The 17,042-nt window shown below is 42.3% G+C and carries 18 protein-coding genes; 11 read left to right on the top strand and 7 right to left on the bottom strand.

Going from position 1 to position 17,042, the window contains the following annotated elements; translation table 11 throughout:
- Nucleotides 1-171: 171 nt before the first annotated feature.
- Both KTV93_RS02530 and KTV93_RS02525 read right to left on the bottom strand, forming a co-directional pair.
- The gene (locus KTV93_RS02530) at nt 172-705 is read right to left on the bottom strand and encodes a hypothetical protein (protein WP_218249763.1); all 534 of its coding nucleotides are present in this window, start codon (nt 703-705) and stop codon (nt 172-174) included.
- Nucleotides 706-829: 124 nt separating this feature from the next.
- Nucleotides 830-1,750 carry a M23 family metallopeptidase gene (locus tag KTV93_RS02525; protein WP_218249762.1) on the bottom strand — a complete coding sequence of 307 codons (921 nt, stop codon included), beginning with the start codon at nt 1,748-1,750 and terminating at the stop codon, nt 830-832.
- 213 nt (nt 1,751-1,963) lie between these two features.
- Between KTV93_RS02525 and KTV93_RS02520 the strand changes: the two genes are divergently transcribed.
- Genes KTV93_RS02520 through KTV93_RS02495 form a run of 6 tightly spaced genes read left to right on the top strand, consistent with a single transcriptional unit; the run spans nt 1,964 to nt 6,490 of the window.
- Nucleotides 1,964-2,971: an NAD(P)H-dependent glycerol-3-phosphate dehydrogenase gene (locus KTV93_RS02520; protein WP_218249761.1), complete on the top strand. Its 1,008-nt coding sequence runs from the start codon at nt 1,964-1,966 to the stop codon at nt 2,969-2,971.
- Nucleotides 2,972-2,975: 4 nt separating this feature from the next.
- Entirely contained in the window at nt 2,976-3,650 is a 675-nt protein-coding gene (gene trhA, locus KTV93_RS02515) for a PAQR family membrane homeostasis protein TrhA (protein WP_218249760.1), read from the top strand.
- Nucleotides 3,651-3,685: 35 nt separating this feature from the next.
- On the top strand, nt 3,686-5,191 hold the full coding sequence (gene mqo, locus KTV93_RS02510; RefSeq protein ID WP_218249759.1) for a malate dehydrogenase (quinone): 1,506 nt from the start codon (nt 3,686-3,688) through the stop codon (nt 5,189-5,191).
- A gap of 48 nt (nt 5,192-5,239) precedes the next feature.
- Nucleotides 5,240-5,629 (top strand): hypothetical protein, encoded by a 390-nt coding sequence (locus KTV93_RS02505; RefSeq protein WP_218249758.1) that lies wholly within the window; start codon nt 5,240-5,242, stop codon nt 5,627-5,629.
- Between the two features lie 37 nt (nt 5,630-5,666).
- Complete coding sequence (locus KTV93_RS02500) at nt 5,667-6,281, top strand: DUF1684 domain-containing protein (protein WP_218249757.1); 615 nt, start codon at nt 5,667-5,669, stop codon at nt 6,279-6,281.
- A 53-nt stretch (nt 6,282-6,334) separates the two neighbouring features.
- Complete coding sequence (locus tag KTV93_RS02495; RefSeq protein ID WP_218249756.1) at nt 6,335-6,490, top strand: hypothetical protein; 156 nt, start codon at nt 6,335-6,337, stop codon at nt 6,488-6,490.
- On the opposite strand, the gene mtaB is transcribed toward KTV93_RS02495, so the two are convergent.
- The 3 genes from mtaB to KTV93_RS02480 form a co-directional block, all read right to left on the bottom strand.
- On the bottom strand, nt 6,487-7,836 hold the full coding sequence (gene mtaB / locus KTV93_RS02490) for a tRNA (N(6)-L-threonylcarbamoyladenosine(37)-C(2))-methylthiotransferase MtaB (protein WP_218249755.1): 1,350 nt from the start codon (nt 7,834-7,836) through the stop codon (nt 6,487-6,489). The genes KTV93_RS02495 and mtaB overlap by 4 nt on opposite strands.
- 127 nt (nt 7,837-7,963) lie before the next feature.
- Complete coding sequence (locus tag KTV93_RS02485) at nt 7,964-8,545, bottom strand: cysteine dioxygenase (RefSeq protein WP_218249754.1); 582 nt, start codon at nt 8,543-8,545, stop codon at nt 7,964-7,966.
- Between the two features lie 94 nt (nt 8,546-8,639).
- The gene (locus KTV93_RS02480; RefSeq protein ID WP_218249753.1) at nt 8,640-9,230 is read right to left on the bottom strand and encodes a DUF1572 family protein; all 591 of its coding nucleotides are present in this window, start codon (nt 9,228-9,230) and stop codon (nt 8,640-8,642) included.
- Between the two features lie 119 nt (nt 9,231-9,349).
- Between KTV93_RS02480 and KTV93_RS02475 the strand changes: the two genes are divergently transcribed.
- The 5 genes from KTV93_RS02475 (at nt 9,350) to KTV93_RS02455 (ending at nt 15,130) form a co-directional block, all read left to right on the top strand.
- Nucleotides 9,350-10,231: a DUF3667 domain-containing protein gene (locus tag KTV93_RS02475; RefSeq protein WP_218249752.1), complete on the top strand. Its 882-nt coding sequence runs from the start codon at nt 9,350-9,352 to the stop codon at nt 10,229-10,231.
- 96 nt (nt 10,232-10,327) lie between these two features.
- The gene (glgP, locus tag KTV93_RS02470; RefSeq protein WP_218249751.1) at nt 10,328-11,983 is read left to right on the top strand and encodes an alpha-glucan family phosphorylase; all 1,656 of its coding nucleotides are present in this window, start codon (nt 10,328-10,330) and stop codon (nt 11,981-11,983) included.
- Nucleotides 11,984-12,067: 84 nt separating this feature from the next.
- Nucleotides 12,068-13,180 (top strand): NAD(P)/FAD-dependent oxidoreductase, encoded by a 1,113-nt coding sequence (locus KTV93_RS02465; RefSeq protein WP_218249750.1) that lies wholly within the window; start codon nt 12,068-12,070, stop codon nt 13,178-13,180.
- An 89-nt stretch (nt 13,181-13,269) separates the two neighbouring features.
- The gene (gene prfB, locus KTV93_RS02460; protein WP_218249749.1) at nt 13,270-14,382 is read left to right on the top strand and encodes a peptide chain release factor 2; all 1,113 of its coding nucleotides are present in this window, start codon (nt 13,270-13,272) and stop codon (nt 14,380-14,382) included.
- A gap of 64 nt (nt 14,383-14,446) precedes the next feature.
- Entirely contained in the window at nt 14,447-15,130 is a 684-nt protein-coding gene (locus tag KTV93_RS02455) for a DedA family protein (protein WP_218249748.1), read from the top strand.
- Between the two features lie 115 nt (nt 15,131-15,245).
- Here KTV93_RS02455 and dnaJ read toward each other — a convergent pair whose 3' ends face one another.
- Together dnaJ and KTV93_RS02445 are read right to left on the bottom strand one after the other, a co-directional pair.
- A complete protein-coding gene (dnaJ, locus tag KTV93_RS02450; protein WP_218249747.1) occupies nt 15,246-16,358 on the bottom strand; it encodes a molecular chaperone DnaJ in 1,113 nt (370 codons plus the stop codon).
- Nucleotides 16,359-16,428: 70 nt separating this feature from the next.
- The gene (locus tag KTV93_RS02445) at nt 16,429-16,968 is read right to left on the bottom strand and encodes a nucleotide exchange factor GrpE (protein WP_218249746.1); all 540 of its coding nucleotides are present in this window, start codon (nt 16,966-16,968) and stop codon (nt 16,429-16,431) included.
- Nucleotides 16,969-17,042: the final 74 nt, after the last annotated feature.

Below are 17,042 nucleotides of genomic sequence, written 5' to 3'. Positions count from 1 at the left end.
TCCAAAAAAGGGCAGAACTTGTAGGGACGCCCTGTCTTTATCGGTATTGGATTACCGCAAAGGAGACAAAAGCCTTGTGTCTCTCAAGGTAGCCAGTACAAAAGCGCCCCACAATGTGGAGCGCCGTAATTAAAGATTCCAGAGGCTTTAAATAAAGTAATGCTGAATGGGCTATTTCACTTTTTCAAGCAGGTAAAGCCGGGTGCCCGCCATGGTGAGATTTCCTTCAAGGATAAGATTTTTACTGCTGACATCAATCACCGAAATATAGTTGCGTGAATTGTATTCGATATAATTCTCCCGCTCGCCATTCGACGGGTTTTTCCCGAATTCGAGATCGTATTTGGTCCAGTCTTCCTTGTCTGAACTGCAGTGTACAGGCTTGAATTTACTTTTGCGTGAATTGAATTCAATCTGCTCGAAACCGTTTTCACATTGGGTTTCAAAGGAAGTTTCGGGGTTCTGCCGGGTTTCGTAATCGCTGAACGGACCTTTGTAGATTCCCACCACTTTCCAGGTGCCGTTCAGCCGGTCTTTATCGATTTTGCCCTTTGCTTTGCTTACCGTCCAGCTGATGCCTTTCACGGTGCCTTTCACGGCTTTATAGCCTACGGTGGCAACTCCTTTTACCACTTTTGCCGCGGTGGAAACCACACACGACTGTAATAGAACTGCGGCGGAAATAAGGACAATAAATTTTCTCATGGGATAGTTTTTATCTCACGAATATAAGTTTTTTTTAACGGTGCAGTCACTTTGTGCGGACTTAAAACGTTGAGCCGGAAACAAAAAACGCTCCGTAAGGAGCGTTGATATCTTTGGGAACCTGTTATAAATTGATAAACAGTTTAGGATTCACCGGGGTGTTGTTCTTATGAACTTCGTAATGAAGATGAGGGCCCGTAGAACGTCCGGAGTTGCCTGATTTGGCAATCACCTGATTCACTTCTACCGTTTGGTTGGCCTTCACACTGATGGTGGAAAGATGCCCGTACAGCGTCGCCAGTCCGTTACCGTGAGAAAGGATCACACAGTTTCCGTAGCCGCCTTTCTCGCCTGCGAAGATCACCGTTCCTTTAGCCGCCGCACGCACTTCGGTACCGTAGGCTACCGCATAATCCATCCCTTTATGAAACTGGATCTGCTTCTCTTCAGCATCCGGATGGTCTGTGGTTGCGGTGGGGGTTTTGGCTACGGGATTTACGAGTGTTCTTTTTACAATATTTCCTAAGCTGTCTTTTTCTTCAACGTAATGTGGGGTTGCCGGCACTTCAACTTTTACGGGTTTTACAGAGGCCATCAGGATATTTCTCACCGGAATGGGATTAATTCTTTTGCCGAAATTTGAGGAAATATATCCGTCAGTCGGGTGGCCCAGAGGAACCTGCTGCAGTTTGTTTTGCAGATCCATCAGATACTGGCTGTAGCGGTTGGTCTGCTTGGCAAGATACACGGCGTTCGAAATGCTGTCCTGAGCAAGGGTTGCAATTTTACCGTCGCTGATGTTTTTGGCTGCCAGAAAGGAGTTGAGTTCCCTTACCGTATAGTCTACCAGTGTAAGATTGTTTTTCATTTCCAGATAATCAACACTGTCTTTCTGCGTATTGATCTTTACCAGATTCACTTCATAGGATTTATCGTTTTTCTCTGAATAGAGCTTACCGATAAACAGCGCCTGTCCAAAAATGATCAGTAAAAATGTTCCGAAAAGCACGTTTACTTTCTTTTTGTTGCTTAAAAAATTTTTCATTCGTTAGCGTTGGGGGACTTTAATTCTTAATTTTTCGGATGCAAAAATAATAAAAAATAATAAATAGTTTCTAAAGGTCTCAACGACATACCTTTATTAAAAATTTCACATAATCTGTTAATCTTTTGATAAATATCAGCCTGAGACGTATTTCCCTGCCAAATCCTTTTTTTACTTCTACACTTTCGTATCTTTGTACGTCAAGTATACATTATGGCTAAAAAAGATCAGAAACCGGGACAGGTGGTAGGCGTAGTTGGCAGCGGCAGTTTTGCGACCGCCATTGTAAAGATGCTCACCGAAAACTGTAAAACCGTGCACTGGTGCGTAAGAAACGAATTTGTAAAGGGTGCCATAGAGCTCCGTCACCATAACCCCAATTACCTTACCGCGGTGCGGTTCGATGTCAAAGGCCTGAAACTCACCACGGATATTAACGAACTGGTTTCCGCCTGTGATATTGTAGTCCTCGCGACACCTTCCATTTACCTTTCAGATGCGCTGGATAAAATGACCTGTGATTACAGCGGAAAGATTTTCGTTTCAGCCATCAAAGGGATTGTACCTAAAGTAAACGATGTGGTTGCTCATTACCTCCGCGACGAATTCAAGATAGGCTTCCGCAGTCAGGCAGTAATAGCAGGACCCTGTCACGCAGAAGAGGTGGCGATGGAAAGACTTTCTTACCTCACCATTGCAACGGTGGAAGAAAATACTGAACTTTTAAGGGATAAGTTTGCCTCGCATTTTATAAAAGTGAACTGTAGCTGCGATATTCTGGGGAATGAATACAGTGCCATTCTGAAGAATATTTATGCCGTAGGAGCCGGTATTGCAAGCGGTCTCGGATACGGTGATAACTTTACGGCGGTTTTCGTGTCGAATGCCATCCGTGAAATGGAAGTATTCCTTGAAGGAATTCATGAAATGCCGCGCGATGTGAATGAAAGCGCTTATCTGGGCGATTTACTGGTGACCGCTTATTCACTGTTCTCCAGAAACAGAAGTCTCGGGAACCTCATCGGAAAGGGCTATACCGTGAAATCTGCCATACAGTCGATGAACATGATCGCAGAAGGGTATTATGCCGCAGATTCCATTTATAAAACCTCGAAAGAGAAAAAAATGAATACGCCGATCATCGATACCATTTACGCGATTCTTTACGAAGAGAAAAATGCAGAGAAACAGTTCCAGAAACTTACTGCAAAACTGAACTGATCGAATGAAACCAGAGAAACAATATGAGGTTCAAACCTATTCAGAACTGGAAGAGAAACTCAATGTCTGGTCGCATTTCCTTGGTTTTGTTCTAAGTATTGCCGCTCTGGTGCTGCTTATTCTGAGGGCAGTTGATTTAAAGGACACTTGGGTAGCCATCAGTTTTCCCGTATTCGGCGTGAGCATGGTGATCCTCTATATGGCTTCCACGTTGTATCACCGGTCAAAAGATCCTGAAGTCCGGTACCGGCTCAAAATCTTCGATCATTCCGCAATTTACGTGCTGATTGCCGGAACATATACCCCATTTGTTCTGGTTACCCTCAACGGAACGGAAGGATGGGTTATCTTTTCGGTCGTTTGGCTGATTGCCCTTGTCGGCATCATTTTTAAGATCTTCCTCACCGGTAAATTTAAAATTCTTTCGACTTTGCTGTATGTCGCGATGGGCTGGATCATCATTTTCAGCTTCCGGTCTTTGGTTCAGAATCTTGATTATAACGGGCTTGTCTGGCTTATTTCCGGAGGATTGGCCTACACGGTCGGCGCTGTTCTCTACAGTATCGAAAAGATTAAACTCAATCACGCGATTTTTCATATTTTTGTTCTGATGGGAACCTTCTGCCATTTTATTTCGGTCTATCTTTATGTAGTTCCTGTGGCAGCAGACTTAGCGTAATTAGACGCCCACCCTTAATAAACTAATACTTATTTATGCCCGACTCTCTGATCAAAAAAACGCCGAGCCCGAAATACGATGTGGTATTAATCGGAGGCGGAATTATGAGTGCTACGCTGGCCACGCTGCTTCACGAGTTTGAGCCCGGCCTGAAGATTGCAATTTTCGAAAGACTGGGCAGATTTGCGCAGGAGAGTTCTGCAGCCTGGAACAACGCCGGCACCGGTCATTCTGCATTCTGCGAACTGAATTATACTCCTGTAAATGAAGACGGCAACATCGATATCTCTAAGGCAGAAAATATCGCTGAGCAGTTTGAAATCTCCAAGCAGTTCTGGGCCTATCTGGTGAAGAAAGAATATATACAGAGTCCGAAGCAGTTCATCACCTCCTGTCCTCACATGAGTCTGGTTTTCGGGCCTGCGGATGTGGAATATCTGAAGAAACGCCACGAAGCCATGATGCAGTCGCACCTTTTCCGCGGGATGGAATTTACGACCGACCACGCGACGCTGAATGAATGGATTCCGCTCGTCATGCAGAAACGGAAGGAACATGAAACCCTGGCAGCTACAAAAATGGACATGGGAACCGATGTAAATTTCGGAACACTTACCAGAAAAATGGGACGTTTCCTCGCTGATGATTCCAATGTAGATGTCTTTCTTTATCATGAAGCCAAAGATCTGGACCTCCGCGATGACGGAAAATGGGCGGTGGACATCCGTGACCGGCTTCATCAGCATAACCAGCAGGTGGTAGCAGATTTCGTCTTCATTGGAGCCGGAGGTTATGCTTTGCCGCTTCTCGACAGTTCTGATATCCCCGAAAGTGAAGGCTACGGAGGTTTTCCGGTGTCCGGCGAATGGCTCGTATCCCACAATCCCGACCTTATCGAAAAACATCATGCAAAAGTTTATACTTTAGCCTCCGTTGATGCTCCGCCCATGAGTGTGCCGCATCTTGACCTGAGAATTATCGACGGCAAAAAAGCGCTGCTCTTCGGCCCGTTTGCAGGCTTTTCTACCAAATTTCTGAAAGAAGGCAGTTATCTTGATCTGCCGGAAAGCATCAACTTCAGCAATATCCGCTCGCTGTTTGGCGCGTGGTGGCACAATCTTCCGCTGACTCAATATCTCGTAAGACAGGTCGCAATGACCAAAGCACAGCGCGTACAGCATTTAAGGGAATTTATTAAAGACGCCGATGAAAAGGACTGGGAACTGAAAGTGGCCGGACAAAGAGTGCAGATCATTAAAAAAGATGAAGAACTTGGCGGTAAACTGGAATTCGGGACTGAAGTGGTGGTGAATGCCAACGGGACTATCGCGTCATTGCTCGGTGCTTCTCCGGGAGCTTCTACCGCAGCGTATGCCATGATTCAGGTGTTGGAAAAATGTTTCCCCGACAAGCTTCAGAATGAATGGAAAAAGAAACTCCTCGAAATCATCCCGTCTTACGGACAGGATCTTTCTGAAAACCCTGAGCTCACCGAACAGATCCGCAATTATACCAAAGAAAAACTGGAGCTGGATTATTAATCGGTACAGTTCATTAAAAACCTTGTTCTTTAATTATCTACCTCAGCAATGCCTACTATTACCAAACCCGAAATCTGCCAGGAAATACTGGAAGCACTGCAAACCGAAATACAGGAGGAAAAACAGGTGATTGTGCACTGCTGTTTTCCCGCAACGTTTTATGACGGAAGTCTGATCCGTATCTGGCGGTCGACTTTTCTGGTTGATGAACGTTTGAAACATAAAAGCAGCCTCATCCATCATGAGAATATCTCGATTTTCCCTTACTGGACTGCGGTTCCGCCTATGCAGGATTACTGGTTTACTTTAGTTTTTTCGGGGTTACCGAAAGACTGCACCAGCTTCGACCTGAGAGAGGAAATTCCCGAAGAAGGAGGTTTTCTGGTGAAAAACATCAAAAGAAACGGTACCGATGTTTACCGGGTGAAATTATCCTGAACAAATTAAAAACCACGTTAAAAAAATACAGCTCTTCATGAAGAAAATTACTTTAATCCTGATCCTTATTTCAGCCTTCGCTTTTTCCCAGACCGAGAAGAAACAGATTTCAGAAATAAAAAAGTTCCAAAAGGAACTCAATGACGGGTACACGAATAAAAAGGAGACTCCGCTCAGGGGCGACAACTACACCCAATTCAGGAAACATCCGTTTTTTCCAATTGATTTAAAGTACAGGATTAAAGCGCAGTTTACGAAAACCGAAAACGCCGTTGCCTTCGAAATTCCAACTTCTTCGGGGAACACGCAGCCGTACCGCGAGTTTGGTAAAACGACCTTTACCATAGATGGCTCAACTTATATCCTTACCGTATACCAAAGTCTGAATTTAATTCACACCGCGGGCTATGAAGATTATCTTTTCCTGCCGTTCCGCGATGAGACGAATGGCAAGGAGACCTACGGTGGCGGTAAATACATTGATTTAAGAATTCCTGATGGTAACGAAATCATCATCGATTTCAACCAGTCTTATCAGCCTTACTGCGCTTACAACGCGTATGACTACAGCTGCCCGATCGTGCCTGAGGAGAATTTTTTACCGGTAAGAATTGAAGCAGGAGTGCAGTATGACGATGTTTATCATCACTGATGATTTCTGATGGCATAAAAATGGCTTTTCCAGAAACAATTAAATAAATCGTTATGGAAACCTCAAAAAGAAATAAACCGGCAACCCTGATTATAGTGTCTGTCGCGGTCATCGTGCTGCTGATTGTATTCTATTTTATACTGCTTACTGTATTCCCCAATCTCTTCGAAACACTTCCGACAGGAGATGTGCAGCCGGTGCAGGATTAGATTTTCGCAAGAAATTCCTCGAAAGCAGGAACTACAGATACCGTACCGTCGGCCTCAATCTTATTGAGTTTTAAATTCTCAATCTGATTAACGGACTGCGCGTCATAAGGTTTCTGAACGCGTACATAATTTTCAGTAAATCCGTACATGATTCCGTCTTTGTCTTCGTGTTCCCAAAGCACAGGCAGGGTTTTTCCGATCTGGCTCTGGTAGAAAGCCATTTTCTTTTTTTCTGAAAGAATTCTGAGCATTTTATTGCGTTTTTTCCGCTCCGGAATCGGTACTGCTCCGTGCATTTCAGCAGCTTCCGTATTTTCTCTTTCGGAATAGGTGAAAACGTGTAGATAGCTGATCGGAAGTTCGTTCAGGAAGTTATAGGTTTCGAGAAACTTCTCTTCCGTTTCGCCCGGAAATCCCACAATCACATCCACGCCAACACAGGAATCCGGCATTACATCGCGGATTTTATTAATCCTGTTGGAGTATAATCCTGTTAAATAACGTCTTTTCATCATTTTCAGCAGATTGTCGCTTCCGCTTTGTAAAGGAATGTGGAAGTGCGGAACGAATCTTTTGCTTTTAGAAACCAGCTCGATACTTTCGTCTTTCAGAAGGTTCGGTTCAATAGAAGAAATACGGATTCTCTCAATTCCATCCACCTGATCGAGTTCTGAAATCAAGTCCAGAAAAGTATGTTCGTGCTTTTTATTACCGAATTCACCTTTTCCATAGTCACCAATATTTACCCCGGTCAGTACAATTTCCTTAATTCCTTTTCCGGCAATTTCGCTCGCGTTTTTCACCACATTTTCGATGGTGTCTGAACGTGAAATTCCTCTTGCTAAAGGAATGGTGCAATACGTACATTTATAGTCGCAGCCGTCCTGAACTTTAAGAAAAGCCCGGGTTCTGTCACCGATAGAATAGCTTCCGATGAAGAAATCGGCTTCGTCAATTTCACAGGAGTGAATCAAACCGTGATTTTCGGTTTTCTGCAGATCATCCAGATAGCTCAGAATATTGAATTTTTCTTTTGCTCCCAAAACCAGATCTACGCCTTCAATCGCTGAAATTTCTTCGGGTTTCAGCTGTGCATAACATCCCAGAATCACCACCAATCCATCAGGATTCGCTTTCATGGCACGTTTCACATGAAATTTACATTCGCGGTCAGCATTTTCTGTTACCGAGCAGGTGTTGATTACGTATACGTGAGCCTTTTCGTCAAAGCTTACCTTTTCATAACCGGCGCCGGTGAGTTGGCGGGCAATGGTAGAGGTTTCCGCGAAATTTAATTTGCAGCCAAGAGTGTGAAAGGCAGCGGTTTTGGTGGTAGAATGTTGCATAATATGAAGCTGCAAATTTAAGCATTTTTTTTAACCCAATGTAGGGTGAGGTGGGACAGAAAAAAACCACAAAACAGATTGTGGCTTTCACTAATGAAAAAGATATGAAAAAATTACTTTTCTGTTGTTAAATCTGAATGATTTTGGTGTACGCATTCTCGGGTAGATCCCATGCGCAGGACTGGGCAAGATGCGACAGGTGAGCCACTTTGCGGTGTTCTGTATCGAATATTCTTACGCCTTCCAGGTTCAATTGGTCGCTGCGGTAAAGGTGCAGACTTACGCTGATGTCGTTTTCATTATTGATGATAGAATGAATTCCTGCGAGTTCTTCGGTAAAAACATCGCCTTCGCCGCCAACAGCCAGGGAATTGAATTCGATGAAGTTTGAGTTTTCGCGGTAATTCACCACGCCCAGGCTTCCTTTCAGGATTTTGATTCTGCCGTCGTAACTTCCGTGATCGTGAATCGCCGTGCAGCTGTCGCCTCCCCAAATGGTAATCACCGCCAGCGGCTCATCTTCAAAAACCGGAATTCTGATGACATTTTCGTGACCGATTTCTCTGTGGGACAAATTATAAACCGCATCGAAATCCCTGTACCGGAATGTGAAGAGCAAATCGCAGATTTCTTCAAAACTCAGCCTTTTTTTTGTTTTAAGGTCTTCGAGAACATGCGTTAAACTGGGATCTTCGAATGGAGGTTTCATCACTTAGATTTTTGTAGTGTAAAGTTACGTACCACAAAATTGATGTGATAAGCATCTTAAGTGATTTATATCAGCGCTGACTTTTATCACAAGTTCAGGATTTGAACTCATCGCGTACTTCGGGGTCCTGAGCAAAACATACAGGGGATGAATTCTGAGGGATTTCGTCAGGATTTTGTTTTTTCAGCATTTCTGTATTGTATTCAGCTGATTTCGATTTTGGGATGGAAAGATTCTGCCAGTCTCCGTTCTTAAGGATTTTGGCCACGTAAATGATCTGGCCGATATGGTAAGGATAGTGTGCAAGCTGCCTCAACACTGCATCCAGTACAGTATGTTTCTCGCCGCGGATAAAAACAGTTTGATGAATATTATTTTCAGTGATTTGATTCAATGCTTCGAAAAGCACTGCCCATCCTTTTTCCCAAAGTTCAAGCATCTGATCTCTGGATTTTATGTCACTGACGAATTCGGTGTCCCGGTTGCGCCAGGGTTTTTCTCCGTCTTCAATGAGGAAATTTGTCCAACGTGAAATCATGTTTCCTGAAAGGTGTTTTACAATAACCGCAATAGAATTGCTTTCGGAATTCGGCTGCCAGCGCAGCTGTTCATCATTCAGCTGAACAAAGGTTTTATCGCCAAGCTCTTTGTAGTAGAGAAAACGTCTGATGAATATTTCTTTCATGAGATTTTTTTAAAGGGAAGGGAATCTAAATTACGAAATATTTCAAAACCTCAGGATTTATAGTTCTTATTTATATTGGAAAAAGGGTTTGGTTAAATAATTCAGAAAATTAATGGCGGATGACGGATGAATTTTTTAATTTTGATAAAACAAATGCCATGATCAAGCCGGAAAAACGATGCAGAAACTGCAATCATCACCTGTTGCTGAATCAGAGATTCTGCCACGAATGCGGGCAGAGAACAGATACCCACCGCCTGAACTTTCATTATTTTCTGCATGAGGTGCCGCACAATATCTTTCATGTAGACGGCGGAATTATTTTCACCTTAAAGGAATTATTTACCAGACCGGGACATACAATCCGCGAATATTTAGAAGGGAAACGCCAGCCACATTTTAAACCTGTAATGCTCGTTCTGATCATGGGTTCGGTATGTGCGCTGATTCAGTATCTGCTGAAAGACCAAACCAAGAAAAAGATTGCCGACAGCGAAATTCTGAAAGGCGATGTGAAGGCTTCAGGACTTACCAATTATGTTGATTTCGAAGGACTCGTTTTATATTTTAAACATATCGTTGAATGGTTGAGTAATCATTTTGCGTTTACCGTTCTGCTCATGCTGCCAATTGCGGCTTGGGGATTTTTTCTGGGATTTAGAAAATACAGACTCAATTATCCTGAATGGCTTGTGGTATTTCTCTTTCTCGCGGGGCAGTCGCTTGCAGTGTATGTTTTTTTTATCTTTCTGAACCGGTTTTCAGGTAACTACAATGCCCTGTTTTTTCTGATATGTTGGGGATTGGTCACCTTTTCACTCACCCAGCTTTTCAATGAACGAGGGGCAAAGTATGTCATTCTGCGGTCGCTTTGGTCCATATTTCTTAGTTATTTTTTCGCACTAATTTATATTGTTATCGCCGGTTTAATCATCGCGGCGATAGGATTTATACTCTACGGATACGACACCCTGATTCCGGTAATATCCAAGGAACTATGATAAGAATTAGGATAAAGGAAATTTAAACCTGAATAATTTTCAGCAGGAATTTAAATATTTACCTTTGCACCTTAATTTTTATGAAAAAGAGATATTATGGATTTCAAAAATTTTACAATGCCTTTCAGTATCAACCCCGAGTATTCTAAAAAGGTAGCCTATTTTTCAATGGAATTTGCCATCGATCAGGCACTTAAAATATATTCCGGCGGACTCGGATTTTTAGCAGGCTCCCATATGCGAAGCGCCTATAACCTGAAGCAGGATTTAGTAGGAATCGGTATTTTATGGAAATTCGGTTATTACGACCAGGCCAGAAATCACGACCAGACTTTGCAGCCAACATGGACCAGAAAAATGTATTCTTTTTTAGAAGATACAGGCATCAAATTCCAAATTGAAATTCACTCTGCACCGGTTTGGGTAAAGGTGTATTATCTGGATCCCGAAATCTTCCATACCGCACCGATGTTTTTCCTTTCTACCGATGTTCCGGAAAACGATCATATTTCTAAAACAATCTGCCACAGACTTTACGATGCTAATGAATCTACAAAACTGGCTCAGTACATCCTATTGGGTAAAGGCGGTGCGAAATTACTCGATGTAATGAATCTTGAAAGAGAGGTTTACCATCTGAATGAGGCGCACGGGCTACCTGCAGCATTCTATTTACTGAAAAAATTTGGAGGTGATTTAGAAAAAGTAAAAGAAAAACTTGTATTCACTACCCATACTCCTGAAGAAGCAGGAAATGAAAAACACAATCTTCATCTGTGTCACGATATGTCTTACTTCTCAGGACTCACCATCAACGAGGTGAAATCTATAGAAGGAGTGGCTGATGACCGTTTTAACCATTCCCTCTGTGCCCTGAGAATGGCACGGGTAGCAAATGGAGTTTCGCAGTTGCATGGTGTAGTTTCCCGCGAAATGTGGAGCAAATATTCAAACATCTGCGAAATCAAAGCCATTACCAATGCACAGGAATTTAAATATTGGGCAGATAAACCGCTGTACGATGCTAAAGACGAAAATGATAATATGCTCTTTGATTTCAGAAAAAAGCACCTGAAAAAGCGAACATTTAAAATCGTAGCCGATCAGACCGGAAATTTATTTGATCCAAATATCTTTACCATAGTGTGGGCAAGAAGGTTTGCTGGATACAAGAGAGCAGACCTGCTTCTTCACGATAAAGAACGTTTCGAAAGACTTCTTAATAATCCTAAATATCCCGTACAGATCATCTGGGCAGGGAAACCTTATCCAATGGATTATTCGGCGATTTCTACTTTCAATACCCTTGTTGAGGAAAGCAAATATTACAAGAATATGGCCGTGCTTACCGGTTACGAACTTGCGCTGAGTAAGTCATTGAAACAGGGATCAGATCTTTGGCTGAATAACCCGAGAGTTCCGCGTGAAGCGTCAGGAACTTCCGGAATGACGGCTTCTATGAACGGATCGATAAACCTTTCTACCGATGACGGCTGGATTCCGGAGTTTGCCAAAAACGGTGTAAACGGTTTTGTAGTGCCTCAGGCGGATTACAAAAATGCAAGCGTGTACGATCAGGATAATTTCGATCTCGAAAACCTGTACAATGTTCTGGAAAATGAAATCCTTCCAATGTATTACGACAGACCAGATGAATGGAGAAAAGTGCAGCACAACGCGATGGAAGATGTTAAAAAATCCTTCAACAGCGACCGGATGGCCGATGAGTATTACAAACAGATCTACGCATAAACTTAAAATGTTTAAGTGGTAAATACAGAATCCGGAAATTTATTTCCGGATTTTTTATTTACTTTTAGCCTGAGAAATTATTTTATGGATTCTAGTATCTGGGAACTCGAAACTTTTTACCGAAAACGCGATCTTATTATTATCGGCGCGGGTTTCACCGGACTTTGGACCGCCATTTCGGTGAAGGAGAAATTTCCTGTTAAATCTGTTTTGGTGGTGGAGCGCAGTTCCGTGCCCATAGGAGCTTCCACCAGGAATGCCGGCTTTGCATGCTTCGGAAGTCTGACTGAAATTATTGCAGATTCTCAAAAAATGGGTTGGGAAAAAACACTGGAACTGGTTAAGATGAGGTTGCAGGGTTTGAAGAAAATTCAGGATTGTTTTACGCCTGATGAGATTGATTTTGAACTCTGCGGAGGTTACGAAATACTTAATAATGATAGCCCTTTAGCGAAAATTGATGAGGTTAATTACCATCTGAAACCGGTGACGGGTTTAGAAAAAACATTCAGTCTTAACCAAAAAAAGCTGAAAGAGTTTGGTTTTGGAAACTCAGAATATCTCATCGAAAATCCCTGTGAAGGAAGTCTGCATTCCGGAAAGCTGCTTCAGAAGCTTCTCGAACGGTGCCAGCAATTAGGGATCGAATTTCTTTTTGGAACAGAGGTTTCAAAAATATCTGAAGATGAAGACCATGTTCTCATCAAGACTGAAAATTTTGAAATCAGTACTGAAAATCTTATCATCGCCACCAATGCCTTTACCAAAAACCTGGTTGAAGATCTTGATTTGGTTCCCGCCCGGGGACAGATTTTGCTTACAGAACCCATTGAAAATTTAAAAATCAAAGGCACTTTCCATTATGATGAAGGGTTTTATTATTTCAGAAACTTAGGAAACCGCATTTTGCTTGGCGGCGCAAGAAATCTGGATTTCGAAACCGAAGAAACCTCAACACTGGAAACTACAGATATTCTGCAGAATCATCTGGAAAATTTTATAAGAACAGTAGTTCTTCCCGGTCAGAAATTTGAGGTTACCCACCGGTGGAGTGGGATCATGGCAATGGGAGCAGAAAAGTCTCCAGTTGTTAAAGCGATCTCCAAAAGGCAGATCGTTGCGGTCCGGCTTTCAGGAATGGGCGTGGCGCTTGCCCCTCAAATAGGGGAGAACGTAGCTGAGATGATTGTAAAATGATTCAAAATATGATTTCTTAAATGTTTGCGTAACCATTCTTTAAAGATGATTTTCGAAAAATTTCAGTACCAAATGCTTATTTTTGCACTATGATTAACAGCGACCAGGTTAAAGACCTCAAATCCAGAATTGAGGATCTGTACAAATATCTTCAGATCGAAAAAAAACAGATCGAAATCACCAACGACGAAGAAAAAACAGTTTCTCCTGAATTTTGGGATAACCCGAAGGAGGCGGAAGCTTTTATGAAACAGCTCCGTTCCAAGAAGAAGTGGGTGAATGATTATGAGGAGATCTTTACGCGCTACGAAGACCTTCAGGTGCTTATGGATTTCGCCAAGGAAGATCCGGACTCTGAAAAAGAACTCGATGAGGCATTTCCGGTTTTAGTGGAAAAAATAGAAGATCTGGAATTCAGAAATATGCTCTCCAACGAAGGCGACGAACTTTCGGCGGTACTGCAGATTACTGCTGGTGCTGGCGGAACAGAATCCTGCGACTGGGCATCAATGCTCATGAGAATGTACACAATGTGGGCAGAAAAACAAGGTTATAAGCTAAGGGAACTTAATTATCAGGAAGGTGATGTTGCCGGAATCAAAACCGTTACACTGGAAATCGACGGCGAATTTGCCTTCGGTTATCTGCGTGGCGAAAATGGGGTACACCGTCTGGTAAGGATTTCTCCTTTCGATTCCAATGCAAAAAGACATACGAGTTTCGTTTCCGTATATGTTTACCCTTTAGTTGACGATACTATTGAGATCAACATCAATCCGGCAGATATTTCTTTCGAAACCATGCGTTCGAGTGGAGCAGGAGGGCAGAATGTAAACAAGGTCGAAACGGCTGTCCGTTTGCGTCACGCACCGACTGGAATTATCATTGAAAACTCAGAAAGCCGGTCACAACTTCAAAATAAGGAAAAAGCGATGCAGCTTTTACGTTCAAGACTTTATGAGATGGAACTTGAAGAACGGATGAAGGCAAGAAACGAAATTGAAGCAGGAAAAATGAAAATCGAATGGGGAAGCCAGATCCGCAATTACGTCATGCATCCGTATAAATTGGTAAAAGACGTACGTTCGGGTTACGAAACCTCTGATGTAGATGGGGTGATGAACGGTGACCTGACTCCTTTCCTTAAAGCATTCCTGATGGCCGACGGAACCGCTGCAACGACTGATGATTTTGCACTGTAATTTTTGGGAAACTTTAACAGATTATTAATCTGTAAAAAACTGCTCTTTTATTATCTTTGCGAATATGGAACATTTTGAGAGTTGGAAGGATTTACTGAATCCTGAATTTTACATAAAAATGGGCGGTTTCTGGCTCATTTTGTTTATTATTTTCGCGGAGACAGGTTTATTTGTAGGTTTTTTTCTGCCGGGTGACAGTCTGCTTTTTGTATCCGGAATCTATGCTGTAGAAATTGTGGACCAGGCTATCGGTTCGACCGGAAGTGATTTTTTAGACACCACTATCTTGGCTACTGCCATTGCGATTGCAGCAGTTATCGGAAACGAAGTTGGCTATTGGTTTGGCCGAAAAGCAGGACCTGCACTTTACAAAAAAGAAGATACTTTCCTTTTTAAGAAAAAATATCTGTTTCAGGCTCATGATTTCTTTGAAGAACATGGCGCGCTGGCTGTAATTATGGCTAGATTTCTCCCTGTAGTACGAACCTTTACCCCAATTGTTGCGGGAATTGTGAAGATGGATAAAACGAGATTTCTTATCGATAATGTCATTGGTGCATTCCTGTGGTCTTTCTCCCTGATCTTTGCGGGCCACTATCTCGACAGGCTTTTCATGGACCAGTTCGGAATCGATCTTAAGTCGCATCTGGAGATGATCATTATTATTATCGTGCTGATTACTACCGTTCCGATCATCGTTAAATTCTTCTTCGGTAAGAAAAAGGAAGAAAAGCATATTGAAAAGTAAGAATTTCCCCAATATAAAAAAAAGCAATCTGAATAATCAGATTGCTTTTTTATTTTTAGTAGTATGGAAATAAGAAGTTTAGTTTAGAAAATATTTAACCCAACTTTTTAATTATTCAATTGAAAAGGTCGCGTACTTTATCGAAAAAGGTCTTTTCTTTTCCGGAAGGTTCTGCGATCATGTCTCCGCTCTTCATTTGTTTTTCGAAAAATTCCCGCTGCTCAGCAGACAAATGCTGTGGAGTCCAAACGTTGATATGAACAAACATGTCACCTTTGCCATAACTGTCGATGCTTGGTAAACCTTTACCGCTCAGTCTGAGAATTTTTCCCGACTGTGTACCGGCATCAACCTTAATTTTAACTTTACCGCCAACGGTAGGAATTTCTTTTTGTGTTCCTAAAGCAGCTTCTGCAAAGGAGATATACAGTTCCTGGTGAAGATTGTCGCCTTCACGTTTGATGGTGTTATCTGTTTCTTCTTCCACTACAACCAAAAGATCACCAGGATTACCACCAAACGGTGCGTCGTTTCCTTTGCCGCGTACATTCAGCTGTATTCCTTCTCTGGCTCCAGCTGGAATATTGATTGTTACTTCTTCATCTTCTTTAATGAGACCCTGTGCATTAGCTCCTGCCGGAATTTTATCAGCAATTTTACCGATTCCCTGACAGGTAGAACAATGGGTTTGAGTTTGCATCTGTCCGAACATGGTGTTCATTACTTTCACCTGCACACCGCTTCCATTACATGTTGTACAGGTTTTGGATGTGGCACCCGGAGCCATTTTCATCTTCTTGACTTTGATGGTTTTCTGGGTTCCGTCCACCATCTCTTCAAGATTGAGTTTTATTCTTACTCTAAGGTTGCTGCCGCGCTGCTGCTGTCTCTGTGCGCCACCTCCACCACCGAAATGTCCACCGAAGATATCACCAAACTGGCTGAAGATATCATCCATATTCATTCCGCCGCCGAATCCGCCACCACCGAATCCACCGCCGCCATTCATTCCGGCATGGCCAAACTGGTCGTAACGAGCTTTTTTATTATCGTCGCTCAGCACCTCGTAGGCTTCTGCAGCTTCTTTGAATTTTTCCTCAGCGCTTTTATCACCCGGATTTTTATCTGGGTGGTACTTAAGCGCCATTTTTCTGTAGGCTTTCTTTATTTCGTCTGCCGACGCATTTTTACTGACTTCGAGTATTTCGTAATAATCTCTTTTTGACATTTTCTGGGTATAATTGATAAAAGATAAAAAGATAACTGACTGTTTTCAATTACCTTTTTTATTTATGTTTTTAATTTCCTGTAACGACTTTAGTAAACCGAATTACTCTGTCGTGAAGGGTATAACCGGTTTCTATAACATCTACAATTTTACCTTTCAAATCTTCAGTCGGTGCCGGAATCTGGGTAATCGCTTCGTGAAAATCTACGTTGAAATCGTCGCCGGGTTTCACTTCCATTGATTGAAGTCCTTTTTCCGTAAGTTTACCTTTAAATTTCTGGTAAATCAGTTCTACACCCTGTAAATCGGTTTCGTTTCCTGTCTTTGCAATTTCTTTAAGTGCTCTTTCGAAATCATCCAGGATTGCAAGCATAGAAATCATCATGTCCTGATTCGCATACTGAAAAAACTCCATTTTTTCTTTGGCAGTTCTTTTCTTATAATTTTCGAATTCTGCAAAAAGACGGATGTAACGGTCTTTTTCTTCTGCCAAAAGTTCCTCTGTTGTAGGACCTGCTGTCACATTCTCTGTGGCATCAGCTTCCGGTTTTTGATTGATTTCTTCCTGCAGATTTGCATTTTCATCGTGTATATCTTGATTTTCCGACATAATATTACATTTTAGTACTCATCATTTCGCAAAGATTTTGCCAAATGAGGTTTCAAGACATTTCGGCAGAATTC

Source organism: Kaistella faecalis (assembly GCF_019195395.1).
GTDB classification, from domain to species: domain Bacteria; phylum Bacteroidota; class Bacteroidia; order Flavobacteriales; family Weeksellaceae; genus Kaistella; species Kaistella faecalis.
The sequence above is the reverse complement of the archived record's forward strand: the minus strand, read 5'-3'. Positions and strand labels throughout refer to the sequence as shown.